The following is a 14641-nucleotide window of genomic DNA, read 5'->3' as shown; positions in this document are numbered from 1 at the left end:
GAAATTATTATGAAAAAGTCGAACCTTGCAGTTACTGCCGCTGTTACTGGTCTTATCGCTCTTGGTGGCACCATGCTGACTGCAGCACCTGCTGTCGCCTCAGAGAAAGAAAAGTGTTATGGCGTGGCAAAAGCCGGTAAGAATGACTGTGCAACTAAAAACAGCTCTTGCGCGGGCACCTCTAAAGAAGACAACCAAAAAGATGCCTTTGTTGTCGTTCCTAAAGGATTGTGTGACAAATTGGTGGGTGGCAATACCATGGGGTCGTAACTTCATTGCTTTGCTTGCAAGGGGGTACGCTGTACCACCCCCCTGCTCGTTTCGCCACTCGAGTAAGGAGTTTCACGTGAAACATCAGACTTATCACTCTCTTTCAGGCGTAGGATTACGATCCCCTCACCTAAACTACTTCAGCCAACACAAACCTGATCTGTCTTGGTTAGAAATTCACAGCGAGAACTATTTTCAACCCAATACAGCCGAGCGCCGACACCTGCACATCTTGCGAGAGCAATACCAAATCAGCTGTCACGGGATTGGTTTATCGTTGGGTTCGATAGCTCGTGTGAACACCAAACACTTAACTCAACTGAACGCGCTCATCAATGCGATTGATCCCATCTTCGTCTCTGATCATTTAAGCTGGAGTGAAAATGGTGGCCATTACTTCAATGACCTGCTTCCATTACCCTACACGGAAGAGGCATTGCAAGTCTTCACTCGTAATGTGCTCGAAGTCCAAGAACATCTACAACGTGAAATCTTAATTGAGAACCCTTCTAGCTATGTGAAATTTCACCATTCAACCATCAGCGAATGGGAGTTTCTTACCGAGGTACAAAAGCGCACTGACTGCCGTTTATTGCTCGACTTAAATAACGTGTATGTCTCCGCCTTTAATCACGGTTTTGATTGCGGTACATACTTAGATGCGATTCCGGCCGATAAAGTCGACGAAATTCATTTGGCAGGTTTTACCATCAAACAGTTAGATCAAGGCGAAATTTGGATTGATACTCACAGTCGTCCAGTCAGTGATGAGGTATGGCAACTGTTCGCCAATTGGATACGAAAACATGGACCTCGACATACATTAATTGAATGGGATTTAGATATTCCAGCGCCAGAAATATTACTTGGCGAAGCAGAAAAAGCGTCCTCGTTATTGCTTAGAAATGACAATTCGCTCGGGCAAAAAAACAAAAGGAAAGCGTCATGAATCTCGCGACCTTACAGAATCAATTTGCTAAAGCCCTTCACTATCAGGCACTCGGTGAAGAATGCGATATCATGAGCGACAAGTTTACTGCTGACAAACGGATGCAGATTTACCGCAACAACTTTGTCATCAGCTTAAGTGAAATATTAGCCGCAACCTATCCGATGATTAACGCGCTAGTTGGAGAAGAGTGCTTCTCGCAAATCGCTCGTCAACACGTTCTTTCTCATCCGCTAGAAGAAGGCAATGTCGTGCATTATGGTGCGGGCTTTCAAGATACTATTATGCAGTTCAGCCAAGTAATGACTCATGCGCCCTATATACCTGAAGTCGCTCGGTTTGAATGGAGTATGGACTTAGCTCGACAAGTATATGGTGAGCAAATCGCCCCCCTAAATCTTATGCCTCTGTCTGCACTGACTAATGTGACTGAAGAACAGCAACCTCACCTTGTATTTCACTTACGCACCGGAAGCCGCCACTTTGACTCTAACTACGCGGTGATTGATCTCTTTCATGCAATTCAGCGACAAGATTTTGAACAGCTCAATATCAATCAATTGCAACAAGGCGTGATTGCGACTCAAAGTAATGGTGACGTGACATGCCATGCCCTGAATCCTGACGCATTCCAGTTACTGCGTGCGTTAGAAAAAGAACTCAGTTTGAGTGAAATCCCACAAGCTTTATTCGCTCAACTCAATCATATTTTCACTCTCGACTTAATAAGCGGATATACGCTAAAAGGACAGTAAGGAGTGCGTATGACAGATGCGCTAAAGAACTTGGTTTATAAATATGAGCAGTGGAACCATATTCTACAAAATGGCGTTGCCACTTTGTTGCTGCTATTTTGCCGCTTATGGGTTGCGTGGGTATTCTTCCATTCAGGGCTGCTCATCAGGGCTGCTCAAAATTTCATCCTGGGATAGCACGCTTTATTTATTTGAGTTGGAGTACCAAGTGCCATTCTTGCCATGGTATCTCGCTGCTTATCTAGGTACGATAGCCGAATTGGTTCTGCCCGTATTCTTAGTCCTTGGTTTGATGACACGCCCAATGGCTGCGGTTCTCTTTATGTTTAACATTGTCGCGGTCCTTTCTTACCCTTTATTATGGGAAAAAGGTTTCTATGATCACCAGTTTTGGGGGTTAATGATGTTAATCGTCATTGTATGGGGACCAGGGCGAGTCTCTGTCGACCAATTTATTAACCGTAAATTGACTGGATAAAAAAATCCCCGCAGTTGCGGGAATTGTTTACTGTTTATTCAGGTAAGCTAATAAGTCGTCTGCTGAAATGCCTTTTTGGGCAATGTCTTTCGCCAGCAATTCAACTTGTTCGCCTTTACGCGATTCAATCACTTGCTGAAATTGATACACGATATCACGTAGAATAGGCAAAGGAACTTGCTTTGCCGCGCTGCGAATACGCTCGGAGCTTTGATTACCCAACTCATTAAGCAACTTACCAAACATCACTTTTTCAGGTGATTCTTCCATCTGCTCTAAGATACGAGCCATTTCATACGTGGTTAAAGACATTACTTTTTGAATTCCATTATGGTGTCAGAGAAAGTCTGAGCGACAAATATACACGCCTTACTGACATTGGAAAATACCAAATTACGCTGATTTACGCTTTAGCAAAGCGTGCATGCCAATTTTTACCCGTTTTGGTAAATAGAATGACAAGAGCAGGTAATAATACCCACATATGAAGTGCGATCAACGTTTGCGGGTCAAGAGATAAGCGCTGCAACGTTCCAACCAGCAATCCTGAACCACTCATTTGGAACAAGCCAAGTAATGCTGCGGCTGTACCTGCCCTATCACCAAACGGCTCCAATGCTTTCCCTGCTGCCGCACCCAGAATGAATGCAAAACCCACTGAAGACATAAAGATAGGCAGCATAAAAGACAATGCCGTATTCTGACCATTCATCATTAGCATGATCACACCAGCTAGACCCAATGTCGAGATCCCGGTAACCAAAGTGTTGTGCGTGCCAACACGCTCCATAAACTTAGGTGCCAGCATACAAGCCGCAATGTTGATCACTGCATTCATACCAAACCAAAAAGTAAACTCGTTCATCGACAATCCCATCCCAGTCATCAAGACAGCAGGTGCGGAGGTCACGTACGCGATGATCACCGCCATCGCCATCAAACATAATGATGCATGGAAAATAAACGAAGGCGTACTCAGCACAGACCAGTAACGGCTAAGTTTAAATACCGCTTGTTTTTCTGTCGTCGGATTGGTTTCCTTCATCATAAAAAACATTAAAGTGCCAGAAAGCACTGCGAAGCCAGCCATAAAACTGAAGTTAGCCCGCCAATCAAACTGCTGAGTTAACCAGCTACCAAGAATTGGCGCTAAAGCCGGAATAAAACAAATCGCACCGTTAAGATAGCTGATCATTTTACCGCTTTTTTCCGGGCCAAAGAGATCGCGAACTGTTGCAAAGGCTGCTACCGATGTTGCACACGCACCTAAGCCTTGTAGCAGTCGGGAAACCAACATCCACTCAATATTTTGAGCACTCCACGCCAATAAAGCGCTCATCGCATAGATGGTGATACCACCCAATGCAACAGTTCGACGTCCAAGTTTATCTGCCAAAGGGCCAGCAAACAGCTGCCCGACACCCATCGCAAATAAGAACCAAGTGATCGTGTCTTGCGCCAACGCATCGTCTACTTGAAATGTAGAAGCAATAAGAGGTAACGCAGGTAGGTAAATGTCTATCGCTAGAGGACTAAACAGAACCAAAAGGGTCAGCAAAACCATTTGCTTTTTGCTGTTAGAAATATGGCCAGACACGCAACTCTCCAAATAACAAAAGAACTTTTGCCTGTAGCTTAATCATCTCATGATATGAATGGAAATGATGTATAATCATGACCATTATTCCTTAATGGAAAATCATAATGAATGTAGAAAAACTCGCACGTATTGACCTGAATCTATTGGTTTGTTTTAAAATCCTGATGGAAGAGTTAAATGTTACACGCGCCGCCCACCGGCTCTGTCTTAGCCAATCGGCAGTCAGTAAATCATTAGCTAAGTTGCGCACCCAATTCGACGACCCTTTGTTCACACGAAACTCGCACGGTTTGACGCCCACACCCCGCTCTTTATTCCTCAAACCAAAACTGGATCTGTTGATCAATCAACTCGAAGTACTCACACAACCGGAAGAGTTTTCTCCACAAAGCAGTGAGTATCGATTTCAAATTGCTGCAGTAGAAAGTGTTTATCCTCTCATCTTGCCACACTTTTTACCGGCTATCTTTCAACAGGCGCCAGCCGTCACGATCAGTACCCATCCTTGGTCAGACAACACGTTTAAAATGCTGCAACGTGGCGAACTAGATTTAGGTTTAACGGGTAAAGACATCGACATTAATGACGCAAAACTGACCTTGTTACCTCCGGATGATATATGCGAACAAGAAATCTATCGTGACCATCAGATGTGCGTTGTCCGCAAGAACCACCCGGCACTAAACCAAAAGTGGAACCTTGAGGCCTACTTAGCCCTACGGCATGTACAAGTTCGCTGTGATGGCAACGATCGCTGGCTACTTGATTATCGTCTGGCTGACCTTGGTGTAGAGAGAGACATTGCAGTAACGGTGCCAGACTTCAACAGCGCAGCCAGTTTATGTTCCTATACCGATTTTATTTTCACCGCACCGAGCCATTTCGTTCAACTCGCAGCAAAGCAACTGGACTTAGCAGTTGTGCCGCTGCCACTCGAATTTCCACCTATGGCATACACTTTATTTTGGCACAGAGATAGAGAAAACGACCCGGCGTTAAGCTGGCTACGCACGATGATCACGCAAAAAACCGATCATCTTAGATAAAAGCTCGGACTCTGTTTGCGATCAGCAAATAAAATGAGTAGCTTAATCAGTGAAAGTCCTTTTTGGCTCATCTTTGGTCTGTTGCAACCTTGTTTGCACTTTCGATTTAAATCAGTCGCACGAGTAAAGGGAAACAGCGCCACACCTGAGCATAAAGGAGCGCTAATTGAAGGAATAACACAGATGCATAATGATACCCAAAGTCGCGTGAATGCAATTCGCGAATGGCTTATCCAACATAATATTGATGCCCTACTCATTCCACACGAAGATGAGTATTTAGGTGAGTACGTTCCAGCTCATAACGAGCGTTTACATTGGCTCACTGGCTTTACTGGTTCGGCTGGTGCAGCAGTCGTCACCAAAGACAAAGCCGCCATTTTTGTTGATGGCCGCTACACCGTTCAGGTCACCAAACAAGTCCCGGCGGATCTGTTTGAATATCGCCACCTCATTGAAGAACCAGCCCTAGATTGGATTCTAAACAATCTTGTCACCAATGCATCCATCGCCATTGACCCTCGTATGCACAGTTCCGCTTGGCTTGATATGGCACAAAGTAAACTAGCAGGAAAACTCGATCTCAAAACACTAGTAAGCAACCCAATTGATGAGCTATGGCATGACCGTCCTGCTCCTGTTGTTTCTGACGTTCGTTTAATGCCTACCGAGACAGTTGGACAATCAAGTGAAAGTAAGCGCGCAGAGGTGGCAAAGTTAGTAACGCAAGCTGGTGCAGATAGCGCGGTAATCACAGCGCTTGATTCAATTTGTTGGCTACTGAACGTTCGCGGCCTAGATGTATCTCGTTTACCAGTATTACTATCACATGCGATTCTTCATTCAGATGCCTCTGTCGAATACTTCCTCGACCCTGCTCGACTACCTGCTGACTTTGATGCCCACGTAGGATCAGGCGTTACGGTATATCATCCAGAGGCGCTTCAATCTCGTCTTGAGGCGATGAATGGTAAACAGGTGCTCGTCGACCCTGCCATCAGCAATGCCTGGTTTAAATTAGTATTACAAAATGCAGGTGCCTCAATCGTTGCTGCGGCCGATCCATGCTTGCTACCAAAAGCAGCGAAAAACCCAGTGGAAATTGCGGGCATGAAAGCATGTCATATTCGCGATGGCGTAGCGATGAGCAAATTCTTATGTTGGTTAGACGCTGAAGTCGCGGCAGGTCACCTTCATGATGAAGCAACCCTCTCTGATAGGCTTGAAGCCTTCCGCAAAGAAGACCCAACCTTAAAAGACTTGAGCTTCGATACGATTTCTGCCGCTGGCAGTAATGCGGCAATGTGTCACTACAATCACGAAAACCAAGCTGTACCCGGTAAGCTAGAAATGAATACGCTTTACCTGGTCGACTCAGGCGGTCAATACCTGGACGGCACCACTGACATTACACGTACCATTGCGATTGGTCAGCCTTCAGCAGAAATGATCAAACAGTTCACACTAGCGCTCAAAGGGCACATAGGCGTTGCACGTGCTCGCTTCCCAAAAGGCACGCGAGGATATCAAATTGATACGCTAGCACGTCAGCATCTTTGGGCTGAAGGATATGATTATGACCATGGTACAGGTCATGGTGTCGGTCACTTCTTGAGTGTGCACGAGGGACCTGCAAGCATCTCTAAGAGACAAATCGACGTTCCACTGCTCGAAGGTATGGTGCTATCCAATGAACCTGGTTACTACCGTGCCGACGCATTTGGTATCCGCATTGAAAACCTTGAACTGGTCGTAGAAACGCCGACGCAAGGTGACTTCTCTGTTTTATCTTTTGAGTCATTGACGCGTTGCCCAATCGATAAACGCAACATCAACGTTGATATGCTAACTCGTCCAGAGCTTGCTTGGCTAAATGATTACCATCAGAAAGTATGGGATGAGATCAGCCCACTTGTTGAAGGTGATGTGAAAGAGTGGCTTCGTCAGGCAACGCTACCTGTAGCACACAGCTAGAAGATAGAAGATAGAAGATAGAAGATAGAAAAAATAGAGAGTTGATGTTTTGCATCAACCCTCTTTTTTTTCCTATGTTTCACGTGAAACATAACGATGACCAGTGGCTTTATTTGTTGCTTAACCAGAATACGCCGAGTGCCAGTCTCGCCATACTGGGTCAAAGCCTTTGGCTCTAATCATATCTTCCACGGAACCAGCACTTCGCTCATCACTGATCTCAAACTGCTCGAGTTCAACATCATCCATCGCATAACCACCCGGCTGAGTTTTCGATGCTGCAGATATACTGGTAATGCCTAAAGGCAATGCGTTGTCTCTAAACTTCGGTGACTCACGAGTCGATAACGACAACTCCACTTCTGGATTCAACAATCGATAAGCGCAAATCAACTGAACAAGCTGCTTATCCGTCATGACTGATTTTGGTTGGAGCGCGCCCTCACAAGGACGTAAACGTGGGAAAGAAATCGAGTAACGAGTCTGCCAATATGTGCGCTCAAGATAGTCCAAGTGCGCTGCCACATAAAAACAATCTGTTCGCCACTCTTCCAATCCTATTAAAGCACCAATACCGATCTTATCGATGCCCGCTTTTGCGAGGCGGTCGGGTGTATCCAATCGGTATTCGAAATCCATCTTATTGCCACGCAAATGGTGCTCAGCATAAGTCGATGGATGATACGTTTCTTGATAGACCATCACCGCATCTAAACCCAATGTCTTGAGCTCAGCGTATTCGTCTTGATCAAGTGGCTGTACTTCCATCGCCAAATAGTTGAAACGTTGCTTAATCATCGGCACCATTTCGCGGAAGTATTTCATGCCCACTTTGGTTTCGTGTTCGCCAGTCACCAGCAATACGCTATCAAACTTCATGCGTTTAATGGCTTCTACTTCTGCAGCCACTTCGTCCCCATTCAAAGTACGACGCTTAATTCTATTCTCCATTGAGAAGCCACAATAAGTACAAGCATTGGCGCACAAGTTAGAAAGGTACAATGGAATATAAAGCGACATGGTATTACCAAAACGCTTACGAGTTGCCGAGTATGACAACTGCGCCATTTGCTCTAAGTACGCCTCAGCCGCTGGTGAAATTAGTGCTTTAAAGTCTTCCAAATCACGCTTGGGTTTATTCAATGCCCGCTCGACATCTTGTGCCGTTTTCGCGTAGATCGACATTGAAATGTCATCCCAATTAAGCTGCTTAAATTGTTCAACGAAGCTCATGTTTTCCTCGCTTATTAGCTAAACCAATCTAGGGTTAAAGCTCATCTAGGAATGACGTCAGTGGACTCGACGCAACCGCATGAGAAACCTTACCAGCAAGTCCGGCTTCATAAGCCATACGCCCCGACTCTACCGCCAACTTAAATGCCTTCGCCATCGCAACGGGATCGCTCGAAGCTGCAATCGCAGTATTGACGAGCACGGCATCCGCGCCCATTTCCATCGCACGCGCGGCATGTGAAGGGGCACCAATACCCGCATCAACAACGACAGGAACATTAGCTTGGTCGATAATGATCTCTAGGAAGTCGTGAGAAACTATCCCTTTGTTGGAACCGATCGGCGCACCTAATGGCATGACTGCAGCACAGCCTACTTCTTCCAATCTTTTACACAGAACCGGGTCAGCATGACAATAAGGAAGGACAATGAAGCCTTCACGAACCAGTTGCTCAGCGGCTGCAAGTGTCTCAATTGGATCGGGCATCAAGTACTTGGGGTCTGGATGAACTTCCAGTTTTAACCAGTTAGTACCTAATGCTTCTCGCGCCAGTTGTGCAGCAAACACAGCATCTTTAGCATTCTTTGCACCTGAGGTGTTCGGCAACAAGTTCACCCCCGCTTGTACTAACGGCAGCAAAATATCGTCTTGTTGGTCGTTCACATCCACACGCTTCAACGCCATAGTCGCAAGTTGAGAACCCGACACTTGAATCGCTTCTGCCATTAGTCGGCTGTTGGCAAACTTCCCTGTTCCTGTGAACAGTCTTGATTCGAATTGTTTATCACCAATTTTGAGCATCGACTTTAACCCCCTGCGATCGCTTGAAACAAAGAGATGCTATCTCCCTGTGAAAGAACTGTGCTAGCCCACTCACTGCGCGGCACAACATTGTTATTAATTGCAAAAACACAGCCTATTTCAGGCAGCGCAAATTGGCTAATGATTTGCTGTAGATTCGACTCACTGGCAACTTGATGTGACTGGTCATTGATGACAATAGTGATCACATCTAAGTCAGCAGCGGTCACTGGTGTTGTTTGTTGTTCTGATAACGTCATTGCTTCCAACTCTCTTAATTCTGCCCATTACTCTTAAGCTAAATCTGAGCACACACTTGGCACTGTTTGTCTTTGCTTATCGCCATGGTTTGCCATTGCAGTTTCAATCCATCAAACAGGTGTAGCTTGGCAGTCTCGACATGAAACTTTCCCGTCGCCAGTTTTTGAATTGCTGCTATCGCTTGGTAGTTGCCAAGTGTGCCCACCACCGGACCAACGACACCGCTCTCACTGCACTTTTGAGTTTGTGGTAATTCATCAAACGGATACAAACAGCGGTAACAGGCTTTACTCTGCGCCTCTTGTTCACTCGGCGTTTGGTAATCAAAGACAGCGAATTGCCCTTGCCAACCAATTGCCGCCGCTGAGATTAGCGGCGTATTTTGATCGAAACAAACTTGGTTAATTAGCTGGCGCGTTGGCATGTTATCGGTGCAGTCCAACACCACATCCGCTAGCATCACCTCAAGCTGTAGCTGTGCTTTGTCTAATCGTTTATTGAGAGCACGAACTTGAACCATAGAATTAAGTTCATTGAGTTGCTTTACAGTCGCTTTTGTTTTCGCAACTTGGAGGTCTTGCTCACGATAAATGATCTGACGTTGTAGGTTACTGCTATCAACTTCATCATCATCAACCACAACCAATTTACCAACACCCGCTGATGCCAAGTACAAACTCGCTGCGCTTCCTAACCCACCACAACCGATGATCAGCACATGCGATTTACTCAAACGCTCTTGCCCACCTTCAGCAATTTCAGGCAGAGCGACTTGGCGTTGATAGCGAAGGAACTGCTTATCCGTGAGCATGCTCGCCTCTCTTGGTATGCGCCAATTCACTATTCTGATCAGTAAACGTTAGCTGTCTTTCCTTCATCAGTTGTGCAAAAAACTCGATAACGGACTGAGGTGATTCTGCCAAGGTAATAGCACGCACGACTGCCAAGCTAGAAACGCCCGTTTGCCAAACTTGGTCAGCATTAGATTGGTCAATACCACCGATCGCGACCGTCGGAAAGCCAAGCACGTCGCCACTAACGGCTTTGTCTTTTGAAGGACGGCAAGCCGACTCTTTGTTTCCGTAAGGAATGCTATCAATCAGCTTTTGATACAGAGCCAAGCGCATCAAACCTTGTGGTTTCGATGGCATCTGTTTTGTGGTGGTTGGGAAGATATGCCCTAGCGCGATGTAACTAGGATGAATCTGTACGATGCGCAGTAGCTCATAATAACCATGAGTAGAAAGACCAAGACGAATGCCCGCTTTAGTTAGCTGAGCCAAATTCGATTCTTCTATGTCTTCCTGCCCTAGGTGAACGCCATAAGCGCCATGTTTGATTGCCAACTGCCAATAGTCATTGATGAACACTTGCGCTTGGTACTGACGACCTAGCTCAATCGCTCGAATGATCTGTTGTTCTAAATCGACTTGTTGTGGGTTCTTGATTCGTAGCTGAATAGTGTTGATGCCTAAAGGCAGTAAACGCTCAATCCACGCAACATCATCAACTACCGGGTAAAGCCCTAAACTTTGCTTAGTTAGAGTTGGAAAGCTAACGCTCTCTCCTTGCGCTGACCAACCAACTTGAATACCTAGTCGTTTATCTTCCAGTACTGGTGTGGGGAAATCATCAAATTGGTCAGCCCACGGAGTAGTTTGCCCTCCGTCGAAGTTGTCATTCAACTGTGTTTCACGTGAAACATTCGCTTGTTGAGTTAGCATTCCTCGAGCAAGTGTTAACGCATCTTCGATAGGAAAATCGAGTACTGTCAGCGTTACTATCCAAGCAAGGTGATGTTCGGGGTCGAAGATTACGTTGAGTTTGGACTTAACGGAAAGCGCTCTCACTTCGACGTTAATTGGGTGACGCCAGATATCAAGCTGAAGCACTTTCTCCTTTTCATCGAAAACTTGAGTATCAGCAATACCAATGTAAATCGCTTTCAACGGTTGCTTTGCGCACGCTTCTACCGATAAAGAAGAACGGTAATAAAGCACAAATGAACTCTCATGCTCAGAATTATGTCCATCAATAAGATCAGTCGTTATATGTGTGGTCTGTTGGTCGCGAACAAGCTGAATAGATTGAGTTGGGCTCACACCCAACTCAATGTCTTCGATGATAAAACCCTGTTCTTTCGCCAACAACAAACATTGCTTAACTAAACCTGTCAGTTCAATCAATGATGACGGAATAAGGATTTTGCTCATTAGTCACTTACCTCGGCATGTGCTGCTGGGTGGTATAACTCAGAACCTGACTCTCTAAATTCTTGCGATTTCTGACGCATCCCTTCGAGAGGATCATCCAACATTTTGATCGAGATAGCTTGGTCCGCAGCAACTTGCTCAGTGTCTTTCGCGTACTCTCGAACCTCTTGCGAAATCTTCATCGAGCAGAACTTTGGTCCACACATCGAACAGAAGTGAGCAACTTTTCCCGACTCTTGAGGTAAGGTTTCGTCATGGAACGAGCGCGCGGTATCTGGGTCTAATGATAAGTTAAATTGGTCTTCCCAGCGGAATTCAAATCGAGCTTTAGATAGTGCATTATCACGAACCTGTGCACCTGGGTGCCCTTTTGCCAAATCAGCGGCATGCGCAGCCAACTTGTAAGTAATCATGCCGGTTTTTACGTCTTCTTTGTTTGGTAAGCCAAGGTGTTCTTTAGGCGTCACGTAACAAAGCATCGCACAGCCATACCAACCAATCATGGCAGCTCCGATACCTGAAGTAATGTGGTCGTATCCAGGAGCGATGTCCGTAGTCAGTGGGCCTAGTGTGTAGAACGGAGCTTCATGGCAGTGCTCTAGTTGCTCTTCCATGTTCTCTTTGATCATGTGCATTGGAACATGACCGGGACCTTCGATAATGACCTGAACGTCGTATTCCCAAGCAACCTTGGTTAATTCTCCGAGAGTACGCAACTCAGCGAATTGAGCTTCATCGTTAGCATCAGCAACCGAACCAGGACGCAGACCATCGCCAAGAGAAAGTGCCACATCATACTTAGCGCAGATTTCACAGATCTCTCGGAAATGGGTGTATAGGAAGCTTTCTTGGTGATGCGCTAGACACCATTTCGCGATGATCGAACCGCCGCGAGAAACAATGCCAGTAACGCGTTTTGCTGTCATTGGTACATAGCGCAGTAATAAGCCGGCATGGATAGTGAAATAATCAACACCCTGCTCTGCTTGCTCAATCAGAGTATCGCGCATCACTTCCCAGTTAAGATTTTCCGCCACACCATTCACTTTCTCAAGCGCTTGGTACATTGGTACGTACCGATCGGAACCGGGCTGTTACGCAGAATCCACTCGCGAGTTTCGTGAATGTTACGTCCGGTAGAGAGATCCATAACAGTATCGCCACCCCAGCGTGTCGCCCACACTAGCTTCTCAACTTCTTCCTCAATCGACGATGAAACTGATGAATTACCAATATTAGCGTTCACTTTGACAAGGAAATTACGACCAATGATCATTGGTTCAGATTCTGGGTGATTAATATTAGATGGGATAATGGCGCGGCCTTCTGCCACTTCATTACGGACAAACTCGGCAGTAATGTCTTTTGGTAAGTTAGCACCAAAGCTTTGACCAGGATGTTGCAAGTTCAGCACGTCATCACGGTATTTGGCACGACCCATATTCTCACGCAGAGCGATGTATTCCATTTCAGGGGTGATAATCCCTTTACGAGCATAGTGTAGCTGAGTGACACATTGACCCGCCTTCGCACGTCGAATGCGAGGCAGATTGCCGTAGCGCAGTTCGTCCAACGTATCATCTTCTAGTCTCTGCTTGGTATAAATAGAGCTAACGTCATCAAGAACTTCTGTATCGTTACGCTCCTCAATCCAACCATCTCTGAGCTTAGGTAGGCCGTTATAAAGGTCAATTACGTAATCTGGGTCAGTATATAGTCCCGAGGTATCATAAACGCGTACAGGCTCATTGGGTTCGAAAATAGGTGATTCTTTGGTACCACCAATAAGGCTATCAGTTAAAGAAATTTCACGCATAGGAACGCGAATATCAGGACGTGAACCTTCGACATACACTTTGGTGGAATTTGGGTACGGTTGTACCGAGAGAGTATCAATAAACTGTTTTGCTTCCAGTCTCGCTTGCTTGCGACTCGACATAGCATTTTTCCTTGCTTGTTATTCTAGATAAAAAGTATTGGGATAAAAATGCTTGGCGGATAGATGCGACAAGAGGGGCCGAATTATGGACTGATAGAGAGACTATTCATCTGTAACAACATTCGACGGTTTGATAGGTTAACCAGAGTTACTCTGGTGTAAGTATCTTCTCCTGTTCCCTTCGCTGGTACTAACCAGATCAGGTTCAACGGATCCCGAATAAACGGTCTCAGCCTTATGGCACTCCGACAAGTGAATCTAGTATATAAAAACGGTCCGGCTAAACCAAGTAGACCTGATTAAATTTTGACAAATTTACTAACTGCGCATTAATAGTTGGAAGCCGATCCAAGCTGCAGAAATACTTAATGTAACGTTCAACAGAACGTTTAAGCCCATTTTAAAAAATGCGCCTTGCTGCATGAGTAAAACATTATCCATAGAAAACGTTGAAAAGGTTGTTAATGCACCAAGAAAACCTAGTCCAATAATTTGTCGCCATGGATCAGTTGCTAATGCTTCATTTTCGAAAGCCGCGATCAATAACCCCATAATAAAAGAGCCAATGACATTGACCATTAACGTCCCGTAAGGAAAACCACGCCCTAGAAGAAACACACACAGTTCAGAAATAAGATAACGTGAGCACGCACCAAACGCGCCCCCTACCGCGATAAAGCCTAAAATATAAAGTTGCCCCATAATCCCCCCAAATATTTATGACGATATTGTAATCAAATTCTGAACAAGATCGATAATACAATCTTAGAATTCAACCTATAACCGTTCCTATAAGGCAAAACATTTAAAAAGTTACAGGAGTCACTTTAAGGAGAGATAGATACAAAAAGTCCCATTATTCCGATCAGAGTTGCTGCGTGATAGCAAGAGTGGATAGATTCAACGGGCAGCCCATTCAGTTCCCAACATTACTTTGATTAAGCAAGAAACGCAAAAAAGCCCCAGTCTTTCGACTGAGGCTTTGATGTAATGGCAGGGGTGGAGAGATTCGAACTCCCAACACGCGGATTTGGAATCCGCTGCTCTGCCAATTGGAGCTACACCCCTAAAACTATCATATTTTAGATTTGACAAAACCTCGCATAAGCGAGGTTTTTCAA

General features: G+C 45.4%; 13 protein-coding genes, 1 tRNA gene, 2 pseudogenes and 1 riboswitch. Of the genes and pseudogenes, 6 read left to right on the top strand and 10 right to left on the bottom strand.

Going from position 1 to position 14641, the window contains the following annotated elements; genetic code table 11:
- Positions 1–9 precede the first annotated feature (9 nt).
- The 4 genes and pseudogenes from SU60_RS17805 (at position 10) to SU60_RS17790 (ending at position 2452) form a co-directional block, all read left to right on the top strand.
- Positions 10–270, top strand: a complete 261-nt coding sequence (locus tag SU60_RS17805; protein WP_041156710.1) for a BufA1 family periplasmic bufferin-type metallophore — start codon at positions 10–12, stop codon at positions 268–270.
- 76 nt (positions 271–346) lie between these two features.
- The gene (gene bufB, locus SU60_RS17800) at positions 347–1219 is read left to right on the top strand and encodes an MNIO family bufferin maturase (protein WP_041156709.1); all 873 of its coding nucleotides are present in this window, start codon (positions 347–349) and stop codon (positions 1217–1219) included.
- Positions 1216–1974 (top strand): HvfC/BufC N-terminal domain-containing protein, encoded by a 759-nt coding sequence (locus SU60_RS17795; RefSeq protein ID WP_041156708.1) that lies wholly within the window; start codon positions 1216–1218, stop codon positions 1972–1974. The genes bufB and SU60_RS17795 overlap by 4 nt, the downstream gene beginning before the upstream one ends.
- Before the next feature lie 9 nt (positions 1975–1983).
- Positions 1984–2452 (top strand): annotated as a pseudogene (locus SU60_RS17790) (DoxX family protein).
- 27 nt (positions 2453–2479) lie between these two features.
- Here the strand turns inward: SU60_RS17790 and tsrA are convergent.
- Both tsrA and SU60_RS17780 read right to left on the bottom strand, forming a co-directional pair.
- Positions 2480–2764 carry an H-NS-like global regulator TsrA gene (tsrA, locus tag SU60_RS17785; protein WP_041156707.1) on the bottom strand — a complete coding sequence of 95 codons (285 nt, stop codon included), beginning with the start codon at positions 2762–2764 and terminating at the stop codon, positions 2480–2482.
- Positions 2765–2855: 91 nt separating this feature from the next.
- Positions 2856–4049 (bottom strand): multidrug effflux MFS transporter, encoded by a 1194-nt coding sequence (locus SU60_RS17780; RefSeq protein ID WP_209419721.1) that lies wholly within the window; start codon positions 4047–4049, stop codon positions 2856–2858.
- A gap of 107 nt (positions 4050–4156) precedes the next feature.
- Here SU60_RS17780 and SU60_RS17775 point away from each other — a divergent pair, with 107 nt between their 5' ends.
- Positions 4157–5098 (top strand): LysR family transcriptional regulator, encoded by a 942-nt coding sequence (locus SU60_RS17775; protein ID WP_041156706.1) that lies wholly within the window; start codon positions 4157–4159, stop codon positions 5096–5098.
- 183 nt (positions 5099–5281) lie between these two features.
- Positions 5282–7072 (top strand): aminopeptidase P family protein, encoded by a 1791-nt coding sequence (locus SU60_RS17770; protein WP_041156705.1) that lies wholly within the window; start codon positions 5282–5284, stop codon positions 7070–7072.
- 120 nt (positions 7073–7192) lie between these two features.
- Here the strand turns inward: SU60_RS17770 and thiH are convergent, their stop codons facing one another.
- The 8 genes and pseudogenes from thiH to SU60_RS17730 all read right to left on the bottom strand — a co-directional run bounded on the left by thiH (position 7193) and on the right by SU60_RS17730 (position 14588).
- Positions 7193–8305, bottom strand: a complete 1113-nt coding sequence (thiH, locus tag SU60_RS17765) for a 2-iminoacetate synthase ThiH (protein WP_041156704.1) — start codon at positions 8303–8305, stop codon at positions 7193–7195.
- 34 nt (positions 8306–8339) lie between these two features.
- Positions 8340–9107, bottom strand: coding sequence for a thiazole synthase (locus SU60_RS17760; RefSeq protein WP_041156703.1), 768 nt, complete (start codon positions 9105–9107; stop codon positions 8340–8342).
- Between the two features lie 5 nt (positions 9108–9112).
- The gene (gene thiS / locus SU60_RS17755) at positions 9113–9367 is read right to left on the bottom strand and encodes a sulfur carrier protein ThiS (RefSeq protein WP_041156702.1); all 255 of its coding nucleotides are present in this window, start codon (positions 9365–9367) and stop codon (positions 9113–9115) included.
- 38 nt (positions 9368–9405) lie between these two features.
- Positions 9406–10179, bottom strand: a complete 774-nt coding sequence (locus tag SU60_RS17750; protein ID WP_041156701.1) for a HesA/MoeB/ThiF family protein — start codon at positions 10177–10179, stop codon at positions 9406–9408.
- Complete coding sequence (locus SU60_RS17745; protein WP_041156700.1) at positions 10166–11581, bottom strand: thiamine phosphate synthase; 1416 nt, start codon at positions 11579–11581, stop codon at positions 10166–10168. Before SU60_RS17745 ends, SU60_RS17750 begins: the two co-directional genes overlap by 14 nt.
- A pseudogene (thiC, locus tag SU60_RS17740) lies at positions 11581–13520 on the bottom strand (phosphomethylpyrimidine synthase ThiC). The gene SU60_RS17745 and the pseudogene thiC overlap by 1 nt, the downstream one beginning before the upstream one ends.
- 159 nt (positions 13521–13679) lie before the next feature.
- Positions 13680–13778, bottom strand: a riboswitch (TPP riboswitch).
- A 60-nt stretch (positions 13779–13838) separates the two neighbouring features.
- Complete coding sequence (gene crcB, locus SU60_RS17735; protein ID WP_041156699.1) at positions 13839–14222, bottom strand: fluoride efflux transporter CrcB; 384 nt, start codon at positions 14220–14222, stop codon at positions 13839–13841.
- A gap of 289 nt (positions 14223–14511) precedes the next feature.
- Positions 14512–14588: transfer RNA gene (locus SU60_RS17730), tRNA-Trp, on the bottom strand.
- Positions 14589–14641: the final 53 nt, after the last annotated feature.

The sequence above is a fragment of the Vibrio mytili genome, assembly GCF_000830505.1.
Taxonomy (GTDB): Bacteria; Pseudomonadota; Gammaproteobacteria; order Enterobacterales; family Vibrionaceae; genus Vibrio; species Vibrio mytili.
The sequence above is the reverse complement of the archived record's forward strand: the minus strand, read 5'-3'. Positions and strand labels throughout refer to the sequence as shown.